This is a genomic window from Pseudomonas sp. LAMO17WK12:I5 (assembly GCF_900215165.1).
In the GTDB taxonomy this organism is placed as follows: domain Bacteria; phylum Pseudomonadota; class Gammaproteobacteria; order Pseudomonadales; family Pseudomonadaceae; genus Aquipseudomonas; species Aquipseudomonas putida_A.
Genome location: NZ_OBDS01000011.1, coordinates 205,150 through 224,049, shown reverse-complemented (window position 1 = coordinate 224,049; position 18,900 = coordinate 205,150). Strand labels below are relative to the sequence as shown.

General features: G+C 61.0%; 17 protein-coding genes. 8 read left to right on the top strand and 9 right to left on the bottom strand.

The window, feature by feature from the left end; translation table 11 throughout:
- Positions 1-203: 203 nt before the first annotated feature.
- The gene (locus tag CRO59_RS20885; RefSeq protein ID WP_097089554.1) at positions 204-677 is read left to right on the top strand and encodes a sn-glycerol-3-phosphate transporter; all 474 of its coding nucleotides are present in this window, start codon (positions 204-206) and stop codon (positions 675-677) included.
- A 9-nt stretch (positions 678-686) separates the two neighbouring features.
- Here the strand turns inward: CRO59_RS20885 and CRO59_RS20880 are convergent, their stop codons facing one another.
- The 6 genes from CRO59_RS20880 to CRO59_RS20855 form a co-directional block, all read right to left on the bottom strand.
- Entirely contained in the window at positions 687-1,655 is a 969-nt protein-coding gene (locus tag CRO59_RS20880) for a CDP-6-deoxy-delta-3,4-glucoseen reductase (RefSeq protein WP_097089552.1), read from the bottom strand.
- Complete coding sequence (gene ubiD / locus CRO59_RS20875; protein WP_003229330.1) at positions 1,655-3,121, bottom strand: 4-hydroxy-3-polyprenylbenzoate decarboxylase; 1,467 nt, start codon at positions 3,119-3,121, stop codon at positions 1,655-1,657. The genes CRO59_RS20880 and ubiD overlap by 1 nt, the downstream gene beginning before the upstream one ends.
- 69 nt (positions 3,122-3,190) lie before the next feature.
- Positions 3,191-5,191 carry an acyltransferase family protein gene (locus CRO59_RS20870; protein ID WP_097089550.1) on the bottom strand — a complete coding sequence of 667 codons (2,001 nt, stop codon included), beginning with the start codon at positions 5,189-5,191 and terminating at the stop codon, positions 3,191-3,193.
- Positions 5,192-5,386: 195 nt separating this feature from the next.
- The gene (gene rho / locus CRO59_RS20865; RefSeq protein ID WP_003229334.1) at positions 5,387-6,646 is read right to left on the bottom strand and encodes a transcription termination factor Rho; all 1,260 of its coding nucleotides are present in this window, start codon (positions 6,644-6,646) and stop codon (positions 5,387-5,389) included.
- 247 nt (positions 6,647-6,893) lie between these two features.
- On the bottom strand, positions 6,894-7,223 hold the full coding sequence (trxA, locus tag CRO59_RS20860; protein ID WP_003177349.1) for a thioredoxin TrxA: 330 nt from the start codon (positions 7,221-7,223) through the stop codon (positions 6,894-6,896).
- 120 nt (positions 7,224-7,343) lie between these two features.
- Positions 7,344-8,051 carry a FadR/GntR family transcriptional regulator gene (locus CRO59_RS20855; protein ID WP_097089549.1) on the bottom strand — a complete coding sequence of 236 codons (708 nt, stop codon included), beginning with the start codon at positions 8,049-8,051 and terminating at the stop codon, positions 7,344-7,346.
- A 256-nt stretch (positions 8,052-8,307) separates the two neighbouring features.
- Between CRO59_RS20855 and CRO59_RS20850 the strand changes: the two genes are divergently transcribed.
- From CRO59_RS20850 to ppx, 5 genes are all read left to right on the top strand, one after another.
- On the top strand, positions 8,308-9,093 hold the full coding sequence (locus CRO59_RS20850) for a transporter substrate-binding domain-containing protein (protein WP_096796124.1): 786 nt from the start codon (positions 8,308-8,310) through the stop codon (positions 9,091-9,093).
- Positions 9,094-9,115: 22 nt separating this feature from the next.
- Complete coding sequence (locus CRO59_RS20845) at positions 9,116-9,784, top strand: amino acid ABC transporter permease (protein WP_097089547.1); 669 nt, start codon at positions 9,116-9,118, stop codon at positions 9,782-9,784.
- The gene (locus CRO59_RS20840) at positions 9,781-10,431 is read left to right on the top strand and encodes an amino acid ABC transporter permease (protein ID WP_095137639.1); all 651 of its coding nucleotides are present in this window, start codon (positions 9,781-9,783) and stop codon (positions 10,429-10,431) included. The genes CRO59_RS20845 and CRO59_RS20840 overlap by 4 nt, the downstream gene beginning before the upstream one ends.
- Entirely contained in the window at positions 10,418-11,155 is a 738-nt protein-coding gene (locus CRO59_RS20835) for an amino acid ABC transporter ATP-binding protein (protein WP_097089545.1), read from the top strand. Before CRO59_RS20840 ends, CRO59_RS20835 begins: the two co-directional genes overlap by 14 nt.
- A 234-nt stretch (positions 11,156-11,389) precedes the next feature.
- On the top strand, positions 11,390-12,892 hold the full coding sequence (gene ppx, locus CRO59_RS20830) for an exopolyphosphatase (RefSeq protein ID WP_027610472.1): 1,503 nt from the start codon (positions 11,390-11,392) through the stop codon (positions 12,890-12,892).
- A gap of 263 nt (positions 12,893-13,155) precedes the next feature.
- Here the strand turns inward: ppx and ppk1 are convergent, their stop codons facing one another.
- Both ppk1 and hemB read right to left on the bottom strand, forming a co-directional pair.
- On the bottom strand, positions 13,156-15,381 hold the full coding sequence (ppk1, locus tag CRO59_RS20825) for a polyphosphate kinase 1 (protein ID WP_007968444.1): 2,226 nt from the start codon (positions 15,379-15,381) through the stop codon (positions 13,156-13,158).
- 18 nt (positions 15,382-15,399) lie between these two features.
- Positions 15,400-16,413, bottom strand: a complete 1,014-nt coding sequence (hemB, locus tag CRO59_RS20820) for a porphobilinogen synthase (protein ID WP_097089544.1) — start codon at positions 16,411-16,413, stop codon at positions 15,400-15,402.
- 207 nt (positions 16,414-16,620) lie between these two features.
- Here hemB and CRO59_RS20815 point away from each other — a divergent pair, with 207 nt between their 5' ends.
- On the top strand, positions 16,621-17,271 hold the full coding sequence (locus CRO59_RS20815) for a DedA family protein (RefSeq protein ID WP_027610469.1): 651 nt from the start codon (positions 16,621-16,623) through the stop codon (positions 17,269-17,271).
- 279 nt (positions 17,272-17,550) lie between these two features.
- Positions 17,551-18,219, top strand: a complete 669-nt coding sequence (gene elbB / locus CRO59_RS20810) for an isoprenoid biosynthesis glyoxalase ElbB (protein ID WP_096796119.1) — start codon at positions 17,551-17,553, stop codon at positions 18,217-18,219.
- Positions 18,220-18,358: 139 nt separating this feature from the next.
- Here elbB and CRO59_RS20805 read toward each other — a convergent pair whose 3' ends face one another.
- Positions 18,359-18,814: a YaiI/YqxD family protein gene (locus CRO59_RS20805; protein ID WP_027610467.1), complete on the bottom strand. Its 456-nt coding sequence runs from the start codon at positions 18,812-18,814 to the stop codon at positions 18,359-18,361.
- Between the last annotated feature and the right edge of the window lie 86 nt (positions 18,815-18,900).

Genomic DNA, 18,900 nt, shown 5'->3' with positions numbered 1-18,900 from the left:
TTTACATAGCCTAATACCATTGCAGAAATATCTTAAATACCCGAATGAAATATGCATAAGCCTTCGCTTGTTCAGGTTTCGTTCATGAAGGCGCGGGAAACTTCCTACTAAAATGTCGGACTTTCTTTCTTCTCCGTCGCTGAACGCCTACGTATAACGGCCTTCCTCTGGCGCAAGCCATCCCGTTTAACTGAGGCTGCACTATGAAAATCCCAAGACTTCTGGTCGCGTTGCTGATGGCTCAGGCCGGCCATGCATTGGCCGAGGACAATGCGCAAGGCAAAGGCTTCTGGTATGCCCAGACCAGTGTCTACACCCGACATTACTCGCCCGACCCCGAACACAATAATCATCAGGACTTGATCGGCATCGAACGCAATCAGGCTTCCGGCTGGGTATTTGGCGGGGCAACTTTCCGCAACTCGTTCCGCCAGCGCTCGAACTACGCCTATGTCGGCAAGCGCTATGACAGCAGCGAATATCCGCTGTATCTGAAACTCACGGGTGGGCTGTTGCAGGGTTATCACGGTGATTACAAGGACAAGATTCCTTTGAACCGCTACGGCATTGCGCCGGTGATCATTCCGTCCGTCGGGACTCACTACGGCCCATTGGCCGCCGAGCTGGTATTTCTCGGCGCCAATGCGGCGATGGTGACTAGCGGCGTACGCTTCTAGGGGCGCGGCTCAAGAGCGCGGCGCATACGCAAATACATCGGCGCGCATCTGGTGCGCATCCATCCCGGCTTCCACCAGCGCATCCAGCGTGCCGTAGACCATCGCCGGCGAGCCGCTGGCGTATACATGCAGGGACTTCAGATCGGCGAAGTCTTCACACACGGCCTGGTGCAGCATCCCGCAGCGCCCTTCCCAACCGCACTGGTCGCTGACGACTTTGTGCAGGAACAAGTTGGGCAACTTCAGCCATTCGTCCCAATGCTCAATGTCGTAGAAATCTTCCGGACGGCGTACGCCCCAGTACAGATGCACCGGGTGTTTGAAGCCGTTGGCGCGGCAGTGTTCGATCAGGCTGTGGATCTGGCCCATGCCGGTGCCGGCGGCGATCAACACCAGTGGCCCGTCAGGCAACTCGGCGAGGTGAGTGTCACCGAATGGCAGCTCGACGCGCACCATCGCGTTGCGTTGCAACTGCTCGATCAGACTCAGGGCACTGGCCTCACGGGCCAGCACGTGGATTTCCAGATCACGCCCGCCGTGCGGCGCCGAGGCCATGGAGAACGCCGACTTCTCGCCGTTTTCACGCTCGATCATCAGGTACTGCCCGGCGTGATAACGCGGCGGCTTGCCGGCCGGCGCACGCAGACGCACGCGCCAGGTGTCGCCGCCGACATCCCGGCATTCGATGACCTGACACGACAGGCTGCGCACCGGCAGTTCTCCCAGCGCGAGCACGCCATCCCACAGCAGGACGCAGTCTTCCAGCGGCTCGGCTATGCAAGTGTAGAACTCGCCGTGGTCATGCACCTTGCCGGCCTGCTCGACCCGGCCTTCCACCAACAGCGCCGCACACACGTGGCAATTGCCGTTGCGGCAGCTTTGCGGGCAGTCGTAGCCCAGGCGCCGCGCACCATCGAGAATCCGCTCGCCGGGCTGTATCTCAAGCACCGCTCCGGAGGGCTGCAGGGTTACACGCATCAATCTATTCCTAACTGATTCCAGATGGCATCGATCCGCTGGGTGACGGCGTCGTCCTTGACGATTACGCGGCCCCACTCGCGAGTGGTTTCGCCCGGCCACTTGTGGGTGGCATCCAGGCCCATTTTCGAGCCCAGGCCGGACACCGGCGAGGCGAAGTCGAGGTAGTCGATCGGCGTGTTGTCGATCATCACTGTGTCGCGCTTGGGGTCCATGCGCGTGGTGATGGCCCAGATCACGTCGTTCCAGTCCCGGGCGTTGATATCGTCGTCAGTGACGATAACGAACTTGGTGTACATGAACTGTCGCAAAAACGACCAGACACCGAGCATCACGCGCTTGGCATGCCCCGGATACGACTTCTTCATCGTCACCACGGCCATGCGGTACGAGCAGCCTTCCGGCGGCAGATAGAAATCGGTGATCTCCGGGAACTGCTTCTGCAGGATCGGCACGAACACTTCGTTCAGCGCCACGCCGAGGATCGCCGGCTCATCCGGTGGACGGCCGGTGTAGGTGCTGTGATAGATCGGCTTGATCCGGTGGGTAATGCGCTCGACGGTGAACACCGGGAAGCTGTCGACTTCGTTGTAGTAACCGGTGTGGTCGCCGTACGGGCCTTCGTCGGCCATTTCGCCCGGATGAATCACGCCTTCGAGGATGATCTCGGCAGTGGCCGGCACTTGCAGGTCGTTGCCACGGCACTTGACCAGCTCGGTGCGGTTACCGCGCAACAGGCCGGCGAAAGCGTATTCGGAGAGACTGTCCGGCACCGGCGTCACGGCGCCGAGGATGGTCGCAGGGTCGGCGCCCAGCGCCACGGAGACCGGGAATGGCTGGCCCGGATGCTTCTCGCACCACTCACGGAAGTCCAGCGCACCGCCACGGTGGCTGAGCCAGCGCATGATCACCTTGTTGCGGCCGATCACTTGCTGACGGTAGATACCGAGGTTCTGGCGGTCCTTGTTCGGGCCTTTGGTGACAGTCAGGCCCCAGGTGATCAGCGGGCCGACGTCGCCGGGCCAGCAGGTCTGCACCGGCAGCATCGCCAGGTCGACGTCGTCGCCTTCGATGACCACTTCCTGGCACACCGCGTCTTTGACGACTTTGGGCGCCATCGAGATGATCTTGCGGAAGATCGGCAGTTTCGACCACGCGTCCTTCAAGCCCTTCGGTGGCTCCGGCTCCTTGAGGAAAGCCAGCAGCTTGCCGATCTCGCGCAGTTCGCTGACCGACTCGGCGCCCATGCCCATGGCCACCCGCTCCGGGGTGCCAAACAGGTTGCCGAGCACCGGGATGTCGTAGCCGGTCGGCTTCTCGAACAGCAGCGCCGGGCCCTTGGCCCGCAGTGTGCGGTCGCACACCTCGGTCATCTCCAGCACCGGCGAGACGGGAATCTGGATGCGTTTCAACTCTCCGCGCTGCTCAAGCTGCTGCACGAAATCCCGAAGATCCTTGAATTTCATTGACGATGGCACCCTCAAAATAGGCGTACATCCTACCTGCTATGCAGCCCTGTGGCAGCCTGTCGCTGCTTACTTGGCTGCATTCGTCTGCGCTTTGCCAAGGTTTTCCCGGCCTTGCAGGCCGATAAACAGCGGCTCAAGGATCGGCGCCACAAACCGCGCACCGACTTCGGACAGGTGATTGTCATCGGTGTACAGCGAGTAGCCGCCGAGCTCGGCGTGGCACAGGCCGTTTTCATCACACAGTCGCGGCGCCGGATCGACCACGCGCACCGCCGGATCATTCTGCGCCAACTGCGCGAACAACTGACTGATGAACACCTGACGTTTGTGGTGCGCCTCGACGGCCAGTCCGACGTCATCCACCGGGCGATCGAGCATCGCCAGCCGCGTCAGCCGATACGGCGGGCTGAACGCCTGCAACGGCGCCTCTTTCACCAGCCATACGCGATGCCCGGCTGCCCGCAATTGTGCGACGCGAGTGCGCAGGCCTTCGGCAAAACGCTGCTCCGCCTCGGCGCGATCGTAACGACCGTCTGGCGTTCTCAAGACATGCCCGAGATCACCCTTGGCATCGCCGTACAGGTACAGGCTCCAGCGGGCGACCAGCACCACATCGCTGATCGCCTGGGTTTTCAGCCCCTGCTCGACCCGCTTGTTGAAGCGTGCACAAACCCCGTCATGCTCCAGCCCATCGACCGGAATGCAACCCGGAGAACTGGCCAGAATCACGCTGACACCGTGAGCTTTGGCACCGTCATCGAACACCGGGATCAGCGCCGTGGCATGGCTGTCGCCCCAGACCAGCGCGCGGGTCGGCAGATCCGCCACGCCGTAATGGCAGAACAGCTTGTCGTCAGGGGTCTTGTCGTCCGCCAGACATGCCATCAGCTCCGGCCGCCACTCGCGGCCCTTGGCATATTGCAGCGCCTGCTCGGACAGGCGCCATGGCAAGCCATCGGTCCAGCGCAGTGATTGCCCGGCCAGACCGAGCACCAGGATCCCGCAGAAACCGGCCAGCAGAATCTGCCGACGACCGGCGAGCAGGCGCCGTTCACGGAACGGCGTTTCGACGAACTTCCATGACAGATAACCCAGCACCAGGGTCAGCAGAATCAACCCGGCCGTGTCGAGCGCGCCCGGCTCATCGACACTGGCGTAGCTGGAAAACACGAATACCGGCCAGTGCCACAAATACCAGGAATAGGAGATCAGCCCGAGGCCGACCATCACCCGACTGCTCAACAATTGACCAACCAGCGTTTCGCGATGACCGTTGGCCAGAATCAGCAGCACCACGCCCAGCACCGGCAGCAACGCGGTGACACCCGGGAACGGCGTCGACTTGTCATAGGCAAACACCGCCAGCAGGATCAACCCCATGCCGAGCAGGCTCAAGGTCTGGGCGGCCAGCGGTTTCAAGCGCCAGGCGTGTTTCGGCGCAATCGCCAGCATCGCCCCGGCGAGCAACTCCCAGGCGCGCATCGGCAGCAGGAAGAAGGCTTTCTCCGGATGATGCTGGATCGCCCACACACTCAGCCCGAACGACACCAGCAGCACGCCGAACAGCGCCAGCCGCCAGTGTTTCAGGCGGCTCGAGAGCAACGTCAGCAGCAGCGGGAAGAAGATGTAGAACTGCTCCTCCACCGCCAGTGACCACGTGTGCAACAGCGGTTTCAGGTCAGAGGCAACGTCGAAGTAGCCGTCCTGACGCATGAACAGGATGTTCGAGACGAACGTCACCTGATAGCGCACCGAACGCCCCAGCTCTTCGTAGTCCTTGGGCGCCAGCAGGAACCAGCCCACCGCCAGCACCGCAATGATCATCGCGAACAGCGCCGGCAGAATCCGCCGCGCACGCCGCGCCCAGAACTCGACGAAGCTGAAACGGCCAGCCTGACGCTGATTCCAGATGATCGAGGTGATGAGGTAGCCGGAAATCACGAAGAACACGTCCACGCCGACAAAACCGCCGGTAAACCCCGGGACGCCAAAATGGAACAGCACCACGGCGATCACCGCGACTGCTCGCAGGCCGTCGATATCCCTTCGATAAGCGAGTGTGCTCATAAAATCTTTAATGCCAATCAGGTGGTTGTTTTTTGTACAGCACGAGCCTTAATCACAGAGGCTCCGAGCGCTGTTTGTGGGTTGCCCGATCACAGACCTTACCAGATCAGGAACCTCCCATTGCCGGGGTAAATTTCATGCAAAAAAAAGGCGCCCCCCAAAGGGGCGCCCTTTTTATCGGTTCAACCGGCGATGTTACTTGCGCTTCATCGACAGGAAGAACTCGTCGTTGGTCTTGGTCGTTTTCAGCTTGTCGACCAGGAACTCGATGGCAGCCACTTCGTCCATCGGGTGCAGCAGCTTGCGCAGGATCCACATGCGCTGCAGTTCGTCGTCGGCGGTCAGCAACTCTTCGCGGCGGGTGCCGGAACGGTTGATGTTGATGGCCGGGAACACACGCTTCTCGGCGATCTTGCGATCCAGAGGCAGTTCCATGTTGCCGGTACCCTTGAACTCTTCGTAGATCACTTCGTCCATCTTCGAGCCGGTTTCAACCAGCGCGGTGGCGATAATGGTCAGCGAGCCGCCTTCTTCGATGTTGCGCGCAGCACCGAAGAAACGCTTCGGTTTCTCCAGGGCGTGGGCGTCAACACCACCGGTCAGCACCTTGCCGGAGCTCGGGATCACGGTGTTGTAGGCACGGGCCAGACGGGTGATGGAGTCGAGCAGGATCACCACATCCTTCTTGTGTTCGACCAGGCGCTTGGCCTTCTCGATCACCATTTCGGCAACCTGCACGTGACGGGTCGGCGGTTCGTCGAAGGTCGAGGCAACCACTTCGCCGCGCACGGTGCGCTGCATTTCGGTTACTTCTTCCGGACGTTCGTCGATCAACAGCACGATCAGGTGAACTTCAGGGTTGTTACGGGCGATGTTCGCCGCGATGTTCTGCAGCATGATCGTCTTACCGGCTTTCGGCGGTGCAACGATCAGACCACGCTGGCCTTTGCCGATCGGGGCGCACAGGTCGATCACACGACCGGTCAAGTCTTCGGTGGAACCGTTGCCGGCTTCCATCTTCATGCGCACGGTCGGGAACAGCGGGGTCAGGTTCTCGAAGAGAATCTTGTTCTTCGCGTTCTCCGGACGATCGAAGTTGATCGTGTCGACCTTGAGCAGAGCGAAGTAACGCTCGCCTTCCTTCGGAGGGCGGATCTTGCCAACGATGGTGTCACCGGTGCGCAAGTTGAAACGACGGATCTGGCTCGGCGAGACGTAGATATCGTCCGGGCCGGCGAGGTAGGAAGCGTCAGCGGAGCGCAGGAAGCCGAAGCCGTCCTGGAGAATCTCCAGCACGCCATCACCGGAGATTTCCTCGCCGCTTTTCGCGTGCTTTTTCAGCAGGGAGAAAATCACGTCCTGCTTGCGCGAACGGGCCATATTTTCTATGCCCATCTGTTCGGCCAATTCGAGCAGTTCGGTAATCGGCTTTTGCTTGAGTTCAGTCAGATTCATATAGGAATGACGTAATCATTTATGGAGGGGGGAAATTAAGCTTTTGGCTTAATGAGGCCGCGCCGCGGAGAAGGCGACAGGATCGCGAACTTGTTCGAAAAGGAGTGCGTCGGCGACGGCTAGCAGGGGGCAGTGGAGAAACCAGTGCGGGGCCGAATGTACCACCTGAGTTTCGGAGCGTCTAGCCCTGAATACGCAAAAAGCCCCGCAAATTGCGAGGCTTTTTTTCGGCGATTTACTGCGACGCTTAGATGTTGGCGTCGAGGAAAGCAGCCAGTTGCGACTTCGACAGGGCGCCGACTTTGGTCGCTTCAACGTTGCCGTTCTTGAACAGCATCAGCGTCGGGATACCACGCACGCCGTGCTTGGCCGGGGTTTCCTGGTTTTCGTCGATGTTCAGTTTGGCGATGGTCAGCTTGCCTTTGTAAGTCTCGGCAATCTCGTCCAGAACCGGAGCGATCATTTTGCAAGGGCCGCACCATTCAGCCCAGTAGTCGACCAGTACAGCGCCTTCGGCCTTGAGTACGTCGGCTTCGAAGCTGGCGTCGCTAACGTGTTTGATAAGATCGCTGCTCATGGAATTCTCCAGGTTGTAAGCAAAAAAACGTGGCCCATCATAGCCGCCCTTCCCTTGTTCAGGAAGCCGCAGTTGATTGAGTCTTGCTATGGCACTCGATGAGTTTGGGTATAGCCCAAGTCACGCCGTGGCGGGGGCAATGAAGGAAATTCCGGTGCGCAGGGCGGCGTTGCGCACGTGTTCCTGCATGGCCTTCTGGGCCGCAGCGGATGCCCGGCGCGCCAGTGCACGAAGGATCTTGCGGTGCTCCTGCCAGGTTTCCATCGCCCGTTCGGCGCGGATGAACGGTAGCTTCTGGCTCTCCAGAAAGATCTCGGCGCTGGCGGTGAGGATGCTCAGCATCGCCTGATTGCCGCTGGCCAGCAGAATACGCCGATGGAATTCGAAGTCGAGTTTCGCCGCGGCCTCGAAGTCGCCGGCCTTCAATTGCTCACGCATCGCCGCGACGTTGTCCTCAAGCGCATCCAGGTCAAACGTGCTTAAGGTCACCGCCGCCAGCCCGGCGGCAAACCCCTCCAGCGCATAGCGCAACTGAAAGATGTCCAGTGGCGAGGCCTGCGCTGCGAACGGCCAGCCCGGCGCATTGTCACCCTGCGCAATGTCCACCGGTGCCTGCACGAACACGCCTTTGCCCGGCTGGATGCTGACCACGCCCAGCGCACTGAGCGACGACAGCGCCTCGCGCAACGACGCCCGACTGACCCCCAGTTGCACCGCCAGATCCCGTTGCGACGGCAACGCATCGCCCGCACCGAAACCCTGCTCGGTGATCAGTTTGCGTATGGCTTGCAGCGCCACTTCGGGTACGGCGCGGGAGATCGAGTTCATGGTTTTTCAGACGAGCCAGGCCAAGGTGCGGCTAGTTGTAAAGCTATTCGCCGGTTCCGGCAAGTCGTGCCCCAGCAGGGTTCGGCGCCCGCTGCCGGTGCGCTATCGGGGTGCGAAATACAACCTGACTGTTCAGACCAGTAAGACCGAACAAACCCGGCAAACCCGTGGCCTGCCGGGGATAAAACCGGGTATTGGCACGGCGCATGCTCTGTCCGATCGCAGAAATCACTTCCCGTCGATCCGGAGATTTGCCATGACCCTGCGTTACCGAGCCCTCCTCGCCGCTCTGTTTTCCAGCCTGATGCTGAGCCAGATCCCCGCCCACGCCGATGGCCTGGAAGACGTGGTCAAACGCGGCACACTGAAAGTTGCCGTGCCTCAGGACTTCCCGCCATTCGGCTCGGTCGGCCCGGACATGAAACCCCGTGGCCTGGATATCGACACGGCGAAGCTGCTGGCTGATCAACTTAAGGTCAAACTCGAACTGACCCCGGTCAACAGCACCAACCGCATCCCGTTCCTCACCACCGGCAAGGTCGACCTGGTGATCTCCAGCCTCGGCAAGAACCCGGAGCGCGAGAAAGTCATCGACTTCTCCCACGCCTACGCGCCTTTCTACCTCGCGGTGTTCGGCCCGCCTGATGCCGCCGTCACTACGCTCGACGACCTCAAGGGCAAAACCATCAGCGTCACCCGTGGCGCCATCGAAGACATCGAGCTGACCAAGGTCGCCCCCGAAGGCGTGACCATCAAGCGCTTCGAGGACAATAACTCGACCATCGCCGCCTACCTCGCCGGCCAGGTCGATCTGATCGCCAGCGGCAACGTGGTGATGGTGGCGATCAGCGAGAAGAACCCGAAACGCGTGCCGGCGCTGAAAGTGAAGCTCAAGGATTCGCCGGTCTACGTCGGCGTGAACAAGAACGAGCCCGCGCTGCTGGGCAAGGTCAACGAGATCCTCGCCACCGCCAAGGCCGACGGCGCGCTGGAGAAAAACTCGCAGACCTGGCTCAAAGAGCCGCTGCCGGCCGATCTCTGATCGGTCGCGCTGGAGACAATCGATGGCTTATCAGTTCGATTTCATGCCGGTGGTGCAAAACACCGACCTGTTGCTGCGCGGCGCCCTGTTCACCCTGGAGCTGACGGCGATTGGCGCGCTGTTCGGGGTCGGCGTGGGCATCGTCGGCGCGCTGGTGCGGGCGTGGAACATCCGCCCGTTCTCGGCGATCTTCGGCGTCTACGTCGAGTTGATCCGCAACACGCCATTTCTGGTGCAGCTGTTCTTCATCTTCTTTGGCCTGCCCTCGCTCGGGGTGCAGATTTCCGAGTGGCAGGCGGCGGTGCTGGCGATGGTGATCAACCTCGGCGCGTATTCGACCGAGATCATCCGCGCCGGCATCCAGGCGATTCCGCGCGGACAACTGGAGGCCGCTGCCGCATTGGCGATGAGCCGTTTCGAAGCGTTCCGCCACGTGGTCCTGCTGCCGGCGCTGGGCAAGGTCTGGCCGGCCCTGAGCAGCCAGATCATCATCGTCATGCTCGGCTCGGCGGTGTGTTCGCAGATCGCCACCGAGGAGTTGAGCTTCGCCGCCAACTTCATTCAGTCGCGCAACTTCCGCGCCTTTGAAACCTATGCGCTGACCACGCTGATCTACCTGTGCATGGCGCTGCTGATCCGCCAGTTGCTGAACTGGATCGGCCGCCGCTATATCGCGAGGAGCAGCCAATGAGCGACTTCACCTTCTGGGACATCCTGCGCAACCTGCTCACCGGCCTGCAATGGACGCTGGCGTTGTCGCTGGTGGCGTTCATTGGCGGCGGGATCGTCGGGCTGCTGATTCTGATCATGCGCATCTCGAAAAACCCGTTGCCGAGCAATATCGCCCGCACCTGGATCGAGCTGTTCCAGGGCACACCGCTGCTGATGCAGCTGTTTCTGGTGTTCTTCGGCGTGGCGCTGGCCGGGATCGAGATCTCGCCGTGGATGGCGGCAGCCATTGCCCTGACATTGTTCACCAGCGCCTATCTGGCGGAGATCTGGCGCGGTTGCGTCGAAGCGATCCCCAATGGCCAGTGGGAAGCCTCGTCGAGCCTGGCGCTGAATCCACTGGAGCAGTTGCGCTACGTGATCCTGCCGCAGGCGCTGCGCATCGCCGTGGCGCCGACCGTGGGCTTCTCGGTGCAGGTGGTCAAGGGCACTGCGGTGACCTCGATCATCGGTTTCACCGAGCTGACCAAGACCGGCGGCATGCTCGCCAACGCCACCTTCGAACCGTTCATGGTCTACGGCCTCGTTGCCCTCGGCTACTTCCTGCTCTGCTACCCCCTGTCGCTCAGTGCGCGCTACCTGGAAAGGAGACTGCATGCCTCTGCTTAGAATTTCCGCCCTGCATAAATACTACGGTGATCACCACGTGCTCAAAGGCATCGACCTGAGCGTCGAGGAAGGCCAGGTGGTGGCGATCATCGGCCGCAGCGGCTCGGGCAAATCGACCCTGCTGCGCACCCTCAATGGTCTGGAGTCGATCAACGACGGGGTGATCGAAGTCGACGGCGAATACCTCGACGCCGCCCGCGCCGACCTGCGCAGCCTGCGGCAGAAAGTCGGCATGGTGTTCCAGCAGTTCAACCTGTTCCCGCACCTGACCGTCGGCGAAAACGTGATGCTCGCCCCGCAAGTGGTGCAGAAAGTACCGAAGGCCAAGGCAGCCGAGCTGGCACGCAAGATGCTCGAACGCGTCGGGCTGGGGGAGAAGTTCGACGCCTTCCCGGATCGGTTGTCCGGCGGACAGCAACAGCGCGTGGCGATTGCCCGGGCGCTGGCGATGTCGCCGAAAGTGTTGCTGTGCGACGAGATCACCTCGGCGCTGGACCCGGAGCTGGTCAATGAAGTGCTCGCCGTGGTGCGCCAACTGGCGAAAGAAGGCATGACGCTGATCATGGTCACCCACGAAATGCGCTTTGCCCGGGAAGTCGGCGACAAGCTGGTGTTCATGCACCATGGCAAGGTGCATGAGGTGGGGGATCCGAAGGTGTTGTTTGCCAGTCCGCAGACGGCGGAGCTTGCGAATTTCATTGGCACGGTGGAAACAACAGCCTGAAATAGCCGCAGTGATGGGGCGGACGCCTTCGCGAGCAGGCTCGCTCCCACAGGGATCTCTGTTGGACCACTATGGTGAGTTCGCTGCAAAACCTGTGGGAGAGAGCCTGCTCGCGAATGGCCGCGCCGCGGTCTCAAGCTTTTATGCGCAGGATCAACGGTTTGAGCCATGCGCGTTGGCGTCAGCGTTTGATCGTGGCACGATGGCGGGGTTATCGACCGAGACCCCCTGACCATGCCGCAATCCAAAGCCAAGAATCTGTCCCTGATCGCCGCAATCGACCTGGGCTCCAACAGCTTCCACATGGTCGTGGCCAAGGCCCAGAACGGTGAAATCCGCATCCTGGAGCGCCTCGGAGAGAAAGTGCAGCTCGCCGCCGGTATCGACGATGAGCGCCATCTCAACGAAGAATCGATGCAGCGTGGCCTCGACTGCCTCAAGCGCTTTGCCCAACTGATCAACGGCATGCCACTGGGCGCCGTGCGGATCGTCGGCACCAACGCCCTGCGCGAAGCGCGCAATCGCCTGGAATTCATCCACCGTGCCGAAGAAATCCTCGGTCACCCGGTGGAAGTCATCTCCGGCCGTGAAGAAGCGCGGCTGATTTATCTGGGCGTTTCGCACACCCTCGCCGACACCCCGGGCAAGCGTCTGGTGGCCGACATCGGCGGCGGCAGTACTGAATTCATCATCGGGCAGCGTTTTGAACCACTGCTGCGCGAAAGCCTGCAAATGGGCTGCGTCAGCTTCACTCAGCGTTATTTCAAGGACGGCAAGATCACCCCGGCCCGTTACGCCCAGGCGTACACTGCGGCGCGGCTGGAGATCATGAGCATCGAGCACGCCCTGCACCGCCTGACCTGGGATGAAGCCATCGGCTCCTCGGGCACCATCCGCGCCATCGGCCTGGCGCTGAAGGCCGGCGGGCATGGCACCGGCGAAGTGAATGCCGAAGGCCTGGCCTGGCTCAAGCGTCGTCTGTTCAAACTGGGTGACGTCGACAAGATCGACTTCGAAGGCATCAAGCCTGACCGTCGGGCAATCTTCCCGGCTGGCCTGGCGATTCTCGAAGCGATCTTCGACGCCCTCGAACTGCAACGCATGGATCATTGCGAAGGCGCACTGCGTGAAGGCGTGCTCTACGACCTGCTCGGCCGCCATCACCACGAAGACGTGCGCGAACGCACCCTGACTTCGCTGATGGAGCGCTATCACGTCGATCTGGAACAAGCCGCGCGAGTTGAACGCAAGGCACTGCACGCCTTCGATCAGGTCGCCGCAGACTGGGAGCTGGATGACGGCATCTGGCGTGAACTGCTGGGCTGGGCGGCGAAAGTCCACGAAGTCGGCCTCGACATCGCGCACTACCACTACCACAAGCACGGCGCCTACCTGATCGAACACTCGGACCTTGCCGGTTTCTCCCGCGAAGACCAGCAAATGCTCGCTCTGCTGGTGCGCGGCCATCGCCGCAACATCCCCAAGGACAAGTTCGCCGAGTTCGGTGACGACGGCGACAAGCTGATCCGTCTGTGCGTGCTGCTGCGCTTCGCGATCCTGTTCCACCACATCCGTGGCACCCAGGCGATGCCGCAAGTGACACTGCATGCCAAAGGCAACACCCTCGACGTGGAATTTCCGGAGAACTGGTTGGATGAAAACCAGCTGACTCAGGCTGACTTTGGCCTCGAAGCCGACTGGCTGACGCGGGTGGGGATCGTTCTGACCGTGCATTGAGTAACGGGCAGGCACAAAAAAGGCGATCCTTCGGGATCGCCTTTTTATTGGGTGTTTGGCTTGGTTCAAAAGGGGTGCTTGAGATCGATCCCCCTCACCCCAGCCCTCTCCCCCAAGGGGGCGAGGGGGAAAGGGAGCCGATTTATGGGCCTTTCAAATCCTGAGTTCGACTCGAAATCTCAGGTCGATGTACCTCGAACATCCAACTCGGTCAGTCCCCTCTCCCTCCGGGAGAGGGTTAGGGTGAGGGCGCTTTTAAGCTGTTAGCTGCTCACCGGCAGAATCGGGCTGCCCAGGCGTTCCAGCAAGGTCGCCTGCGCGCTGCGCGGGTTCTGGTTGCCGGTTGGCGTGTTGCGGATGTAACGGCCATCCGACTGCAGGCTCCAGCTGTGGGTGTTGTCGGTCAGATACAGCTCCAGCTCTTTCTTGACGCGGGTCAGCAGCTTCTTGCCCTCCACCGGGAAGCAAGTCTCGACGCGCTTGTCGAGGTTGCGCTCCATCCAGTCGGCGCTGGAGAGGAACATCTGCTCCTCGCCGCCGTTGAGGAAGTAGAACACTCGGGTGTGTTCAAGGAAGCGACCGATGATCGAGCGCACATGGATGTTGTGCGAAACCCCGGCGATGCCCGGACGCAGGCAGCACATGCCACGCACCACCAGATCGATGCGCACGCCGGACTGGCTGGCCTTGTACAGCGCACGAATGATCTTCGGATCGGTCAGCGAGTTGAACTTGGCGATGATGTGCGCCGGTTTGCCTTCGATGGCGAACTGGGTTTCCCGGGCAATCATGTCGAGCATGCCCTTCTTCAGGGTAAACGGCGCATGCAACAGCTTTTTCATGCGCAGGGTTTTACCCATGCCGATCAACTGACTGAACAGTTTGCCGACGTCTTCGCACAAGGCGTCGTCGGAAGTCAGCAGGCTGTAGTCGGTGTACAGACGGGCGTTGCCGGCGTGGTAGTTACCGGTGCCGAGGTGCGCGTAACGCACGATCTCGCCGGCCTCGCGACGCAGGATCAGCATCATCTTGGCGTGAGTCTTGAAACCGACCACGCCGTAAATCACCACCGCACCGGCCGCTTGCAGACGGCTGGCCAGTTGCAGGTTGGACTCTTCGTCGAAGCGGGCGCGCAGTTCGATGACCGCGGTCACTTCCTTGCCGTTACGCGCGGCGTCCACCAGCGCATCGACGATTTCCGAGTTGGCACCGGAGCGATACAGGGTCTGGCGTACGGCCAGAACATGTGGATCTTTGGCGGCCTGGCGCAGCAGGTCGACCACCGGGGTAAACGACTCGAACGGGTGCAGCAGCAGGATGTCCTGCTTGCTCACCACGCTGAAAATGTTCTCGCTGTTCTGCAGCAGTTTCGGGATCTGCGGGGTGAACGGCGTGTATTGCAGCTCCGGGTGGCTGTCCAGACCGGTGATGCTGAACAGACGGGTCAGGTTGACCGGGCCGTTGACCTGATACAGCTCGGTCTCGCTCAGGTTGAACTGCTTGAGCAGATAGTCCGAGAGGTGTTTCGGGCAGGTGTCGGCGACTTCCAGGCGCACCGCATCACCGTAGCGCCGCGAGAACAGCTCGCCACGCAGGGCGCGCGCAAGGTCTTCGACATCTTCGGAGTCGAGCGCCAGGTCGGCGTTTCGGGTCAGGCGGAACTGGTAGCAACCCTTCACCTTCATGCCCTGGAACAGGTCATCGGCGTGGGCGTGGATCATCGACGACAGGAACACATAGTTGTCGCCCGGGCCGCCGACTTCTTCCGGAACCTTGATGATCCGTGGCAGCAGGCGCGGTGCCGGGATGATCGCCAGACCGGAATCGCGACCGAAGGCGTCGATACCTTCCAGTTCGACGATGAAGTTCAGGCTCTTGTTCACCAGCAACGGGAACGGGTGCGTCGGGTCGAGGCCGATCGGGGTGATGATCGGTGCGATCTCGTCGCGGAAATAACGGCGCACCCAGGTCTTGATCTTGGTCGTCCAGTGCCGGCGACGGATGAAGCGCACCTGATGCTTTTCCAGCTCCGGCAGCAGGATGTCGTTGAGGATCGCGTACTGGCGGTCAACGTGACCGTGCACCAGCTCGCTGATCCGCGCCAGTGCCTGGTGCGGTTGCAGACCGTCGGCACCGGCCTGTTCGCGAGCAAAAGTGATCTGCTTTTTCAGGCCGGCGACGCGGATTTCAAAGAATTCGTCGAGGTTGCTGGAGAAGATCAGCAGGAACTTCAGCCGCTCCAGCAACGGATAGGACTCGTCCAGCGCCTGTTCCAGCACGCGGATGTTGAACTGCAATTGCGAAAGCTCGCGATGGATATACAGGCTGCTGTCATCCAGGCCCGGGATCGCAATCACTGGCGCCGCCGCGACGGCTTCGGTAACCGGCGCGGGTGGCGCAGGCTCGAGTTCCGGCGGGGTTTCGGTGATTTGCTCCACCACCGGTTGAGCTTCTTTTACTGCAACTTCAGTGAGTCCTTCGGTATTCATCGAATGTTCCTGGGAGGGCTATTTCTGCTCTCGTAACAATTGAGCGGCGCGGACAGCAAAGTAAGTCAGGATGCCATCAGCGCCGGCACGTTTAAAGGCGGTCAGTGATTCAAGAATTACCGCCTCGCTCAACCAGCCATTCTGGATCGCCGCCATGTGCATGGCGTATTCGCCGCTAACCTGATAGACGAAGGTCGGCACTTTGAAGGCATCTTTTACCCGGAAAAGAATGTCCAGGTACGGCATGCCGGGTTTGACCATGACCATGTCCGCGCCTTCAGACAAGTCCGCGCCGACTTCGTGCAGCGCTTCGTCGCTGTTGGCCGGGTCCATCTGATAGGAGGCCTTGTTGGCCTTGCCCAGATTCGCCGCCGACCCCACGGCATCGCGGAACGGCCCGTAATAGGCGCTGGCGTACTTGGCCGAGTAGGCCATGATCCGCACGTTGACGTGACCGGCCAGCTCCAGCGCCTCGCGGATCGCCTGAATCCGACCGTCCATCATGTCCGACGGCGCCACGACCTGAGCGCCGGCTTCGGCGTGGGACAAAGCCTGTTTGACCAGTGCGTCGACGGTGATGTCGTTCTGCACGTAGCCTTCTTCGTCGAGAATGCCGTCCTGCCCGTGGGTGGTGAACGGATCGAGGGCGACGTCAGTGATCACGCCCAATTCCGGGAACCGCTCACGCAACGCGCGAGTAGCACGTTGGGCAATGCCCTCGGGGTTCCAGGCTTCGGCAGCATCAAGGGATTTCAGTTCGACAGGCGTGACCGGGAACAGCGCCAGCGCCGGGATCCCCAGTTCGACCCATTGCGCCGCTTCTTCAAGCAGCAGGTCGATGGTCAGGCGCTCGACACCGGGCATCGAGGCCACGGCTTCGCGACGATTTACACCATCGAGCACGAACACCGGCAAGATCAGGTCATCGACCGTCAGCACGTTTTCCCGCACCAGCCGACGCGAAAAATCATCACGACGATTGCGACGCAGGCGAGTGGCAGGGAACAGACGATTGGCAGGGGTAAAGCTCACGGCGGACTCCTGAGCCCGCGCAAACGGGCGAGCGTGACAGTTATAGACGGCCATTATGACCAACAGATTACAGTTGTGCGTACCCCGTGACATGTAGCCGCATTCCATTGTTAGCGTAGGAATTGTTCACGTCGAGACACATTTGGACACTTTCATGAATGTGTCCGAAGGGTTAGGCTGCGCGTTCATTTCGCCAGCACCCAGACAATGCTCCAACAATTTCTGCATGACTTTGGCTACTTTGCCTTGTTCCTCGGCACGTTCTTCGAAGGCGAAACCATCCTGGTGCTCGCAGGCTTCCTCGCGTTCCGTGGATACATGGACATCAACCTGGTGGTGGTCGTGGCGTTCTTCGGCAGCTATGCCGGCGATCAGCTGTGGTACTTCCTGGGGCGCAAGCACGGGCGCAAATTGCTCGCGCGCAAACCGCGCTGGCAGATGATGGGCGACCGCGCGCTGGAACACATTCGCAAGCATCCGGACATCTGGGTTCTGAGCTTCCGCTTCGTTTACGGCCTGCGCACGGTGATGCCGGTGGCGATCGGCCTGTCGGGTTATCCGCCGGGACGTTATCTGTTGCTCAACGGTATCGGCGCAGCGATCTGGGCCACCGCCCTGGCAGCCGCCGCCTACCACTTCGGCGCGGTGCTCGAAGGCATGCTCGGCAGCATCAAGAAGTACGAGCTGTGGGTGCTCGGTGCGCTGCTGATTCTTGGCGTTGGTCTGTGGCTGCGCCGCCGCTTCAAGAATGCGCGACTGGCAAAACAGGTTTACGCCGATGAGCAAGCCGCAAAAGCGGCACTGCTGAATCAAGCAGAAGTGGCCAAACCTGCCGAACCGAAGACGCCAGCCGAATAACGCGCTGGCGCCCGGCGCACAGCCCTGCGCAAAGCCCGGGCTGGCCGGCTCTTTTAGTCATTTATCCCCTCTGCGCCAGCGGACTCCCGTTCGCCAGCGGCGTTCTCACGCCAAAAATCTCCTGCTCGTCACGAGGCAGGCAACCGCAAATAATGAACACCCCGCCGTTGCTGCGATCCATTTAGAAAGCGCTCCATGCAGGTGCAGCCGCCACTTGGGCCTATGGCAACGCACGACAAATTAGTGGACATTTAGCGCCATGAATCTGGAGAGAAACCCATGAGCAAAAAAGTTGCAGTGATCCTGTCCGGCAGCGGCGTGTACGACGGCGCCGAAATCCATGAAAGCGTCATCACCCTGCTGCGCCTGGATCAACGCGGCGCACAGGTGCAATGCTTCGCGCCGAACATCGCGCAATTGCATGTGATCAATCACCTGACCGGTGAAGAAATGCCCGAGACGCGCAACGTGCTGGTGGAGTCGGCGCGCATTGCCCGCGGCAACATCAAGGATATCCGCGAGGCCGACGTCGATGACTTCGACGCGCTGATCGTACCTGGCGGTTTTGGCGCCGCGAAAAACCTCTCGAACTTCGCCGTTGAAGGCGCCGGCTGCACGGTGCAGCCTGAAGTGCTGGCCTTGGCGGAAGCATTTGCCGAAGCGGGCAAACCGGTGGGTCTGATGTGCATCTCGCCGGCGCTGGCAGCGAAGATCTACGGCCCGGGCGTGACCTGCACCATCGGCAACGATGCCGACACCGCCACCGCGATGAACAAGATGGGCGCCAGCCACGAAGACTGCGCGGTGACCGACATCATCGAAGACAAGGCACGCAAACTGGTGACGACCCCGGCTTACATGCTGGCGCAGAACATCAGTGAAGCGGCTTCGGGGATCAACAAACTGGTGGATCGCGTTCTCGAACTGACCCACGAAAACGATGCTTGACACGAACTTTCTGAAGGGTTTTTGTGGTGAGGGGATTTATCCCCGATGGCTGCGCAGCAGCCCCTTTGCATCTTGAAGCATTGGGCCTGCTGTGCAGGCCATCGGGGATAAATCCCCTCACCACAGGAATACGGTTGAATCAGGACTGACGTGCAAGGCGGGTGAGGATGCGGTCCAGCGCATTGGCAAACGCCTGTTTCTCGCGCTCGCCGAACGGTGCCGGGCCGCCGCTGATCTGGCCCTGCTCACGCAGGTCGGTGAACAGGTTGCGCACCGCCAGCCGCTCGCCCATGTTCTGCGCATCGAACTCCTTGCCGCGCGGGTCCAGCGCTGCCACCCCCTTCTTCACCAGACGATCGGCCAGCGGGATATCGCTGCAGATCACCAGCTCACCAGGCACCGCGTGCTCGACCAGATAATCGTCCGCCGCATCCGGACCGCTGGGCACCACGATCAGTTTGACGATGGCCAGTCCCGGCTTGGTCTGCGGCTGCCCGGCCACCAGCACCACTTCGAACTGGCGCTTGAGGGCGAACTTCACCACCAGATCCTTGGCGGCCCGGGGGCAAGCGTCGGCATCGATCCATACACGCATGATTTTTTCCTCTTCAAAAAAGCATCGCGGGCAAGCCCGCTCCCACAAGGTTAACGCTAAACCTGTGGGAGCGTGGCTTGCCCGCG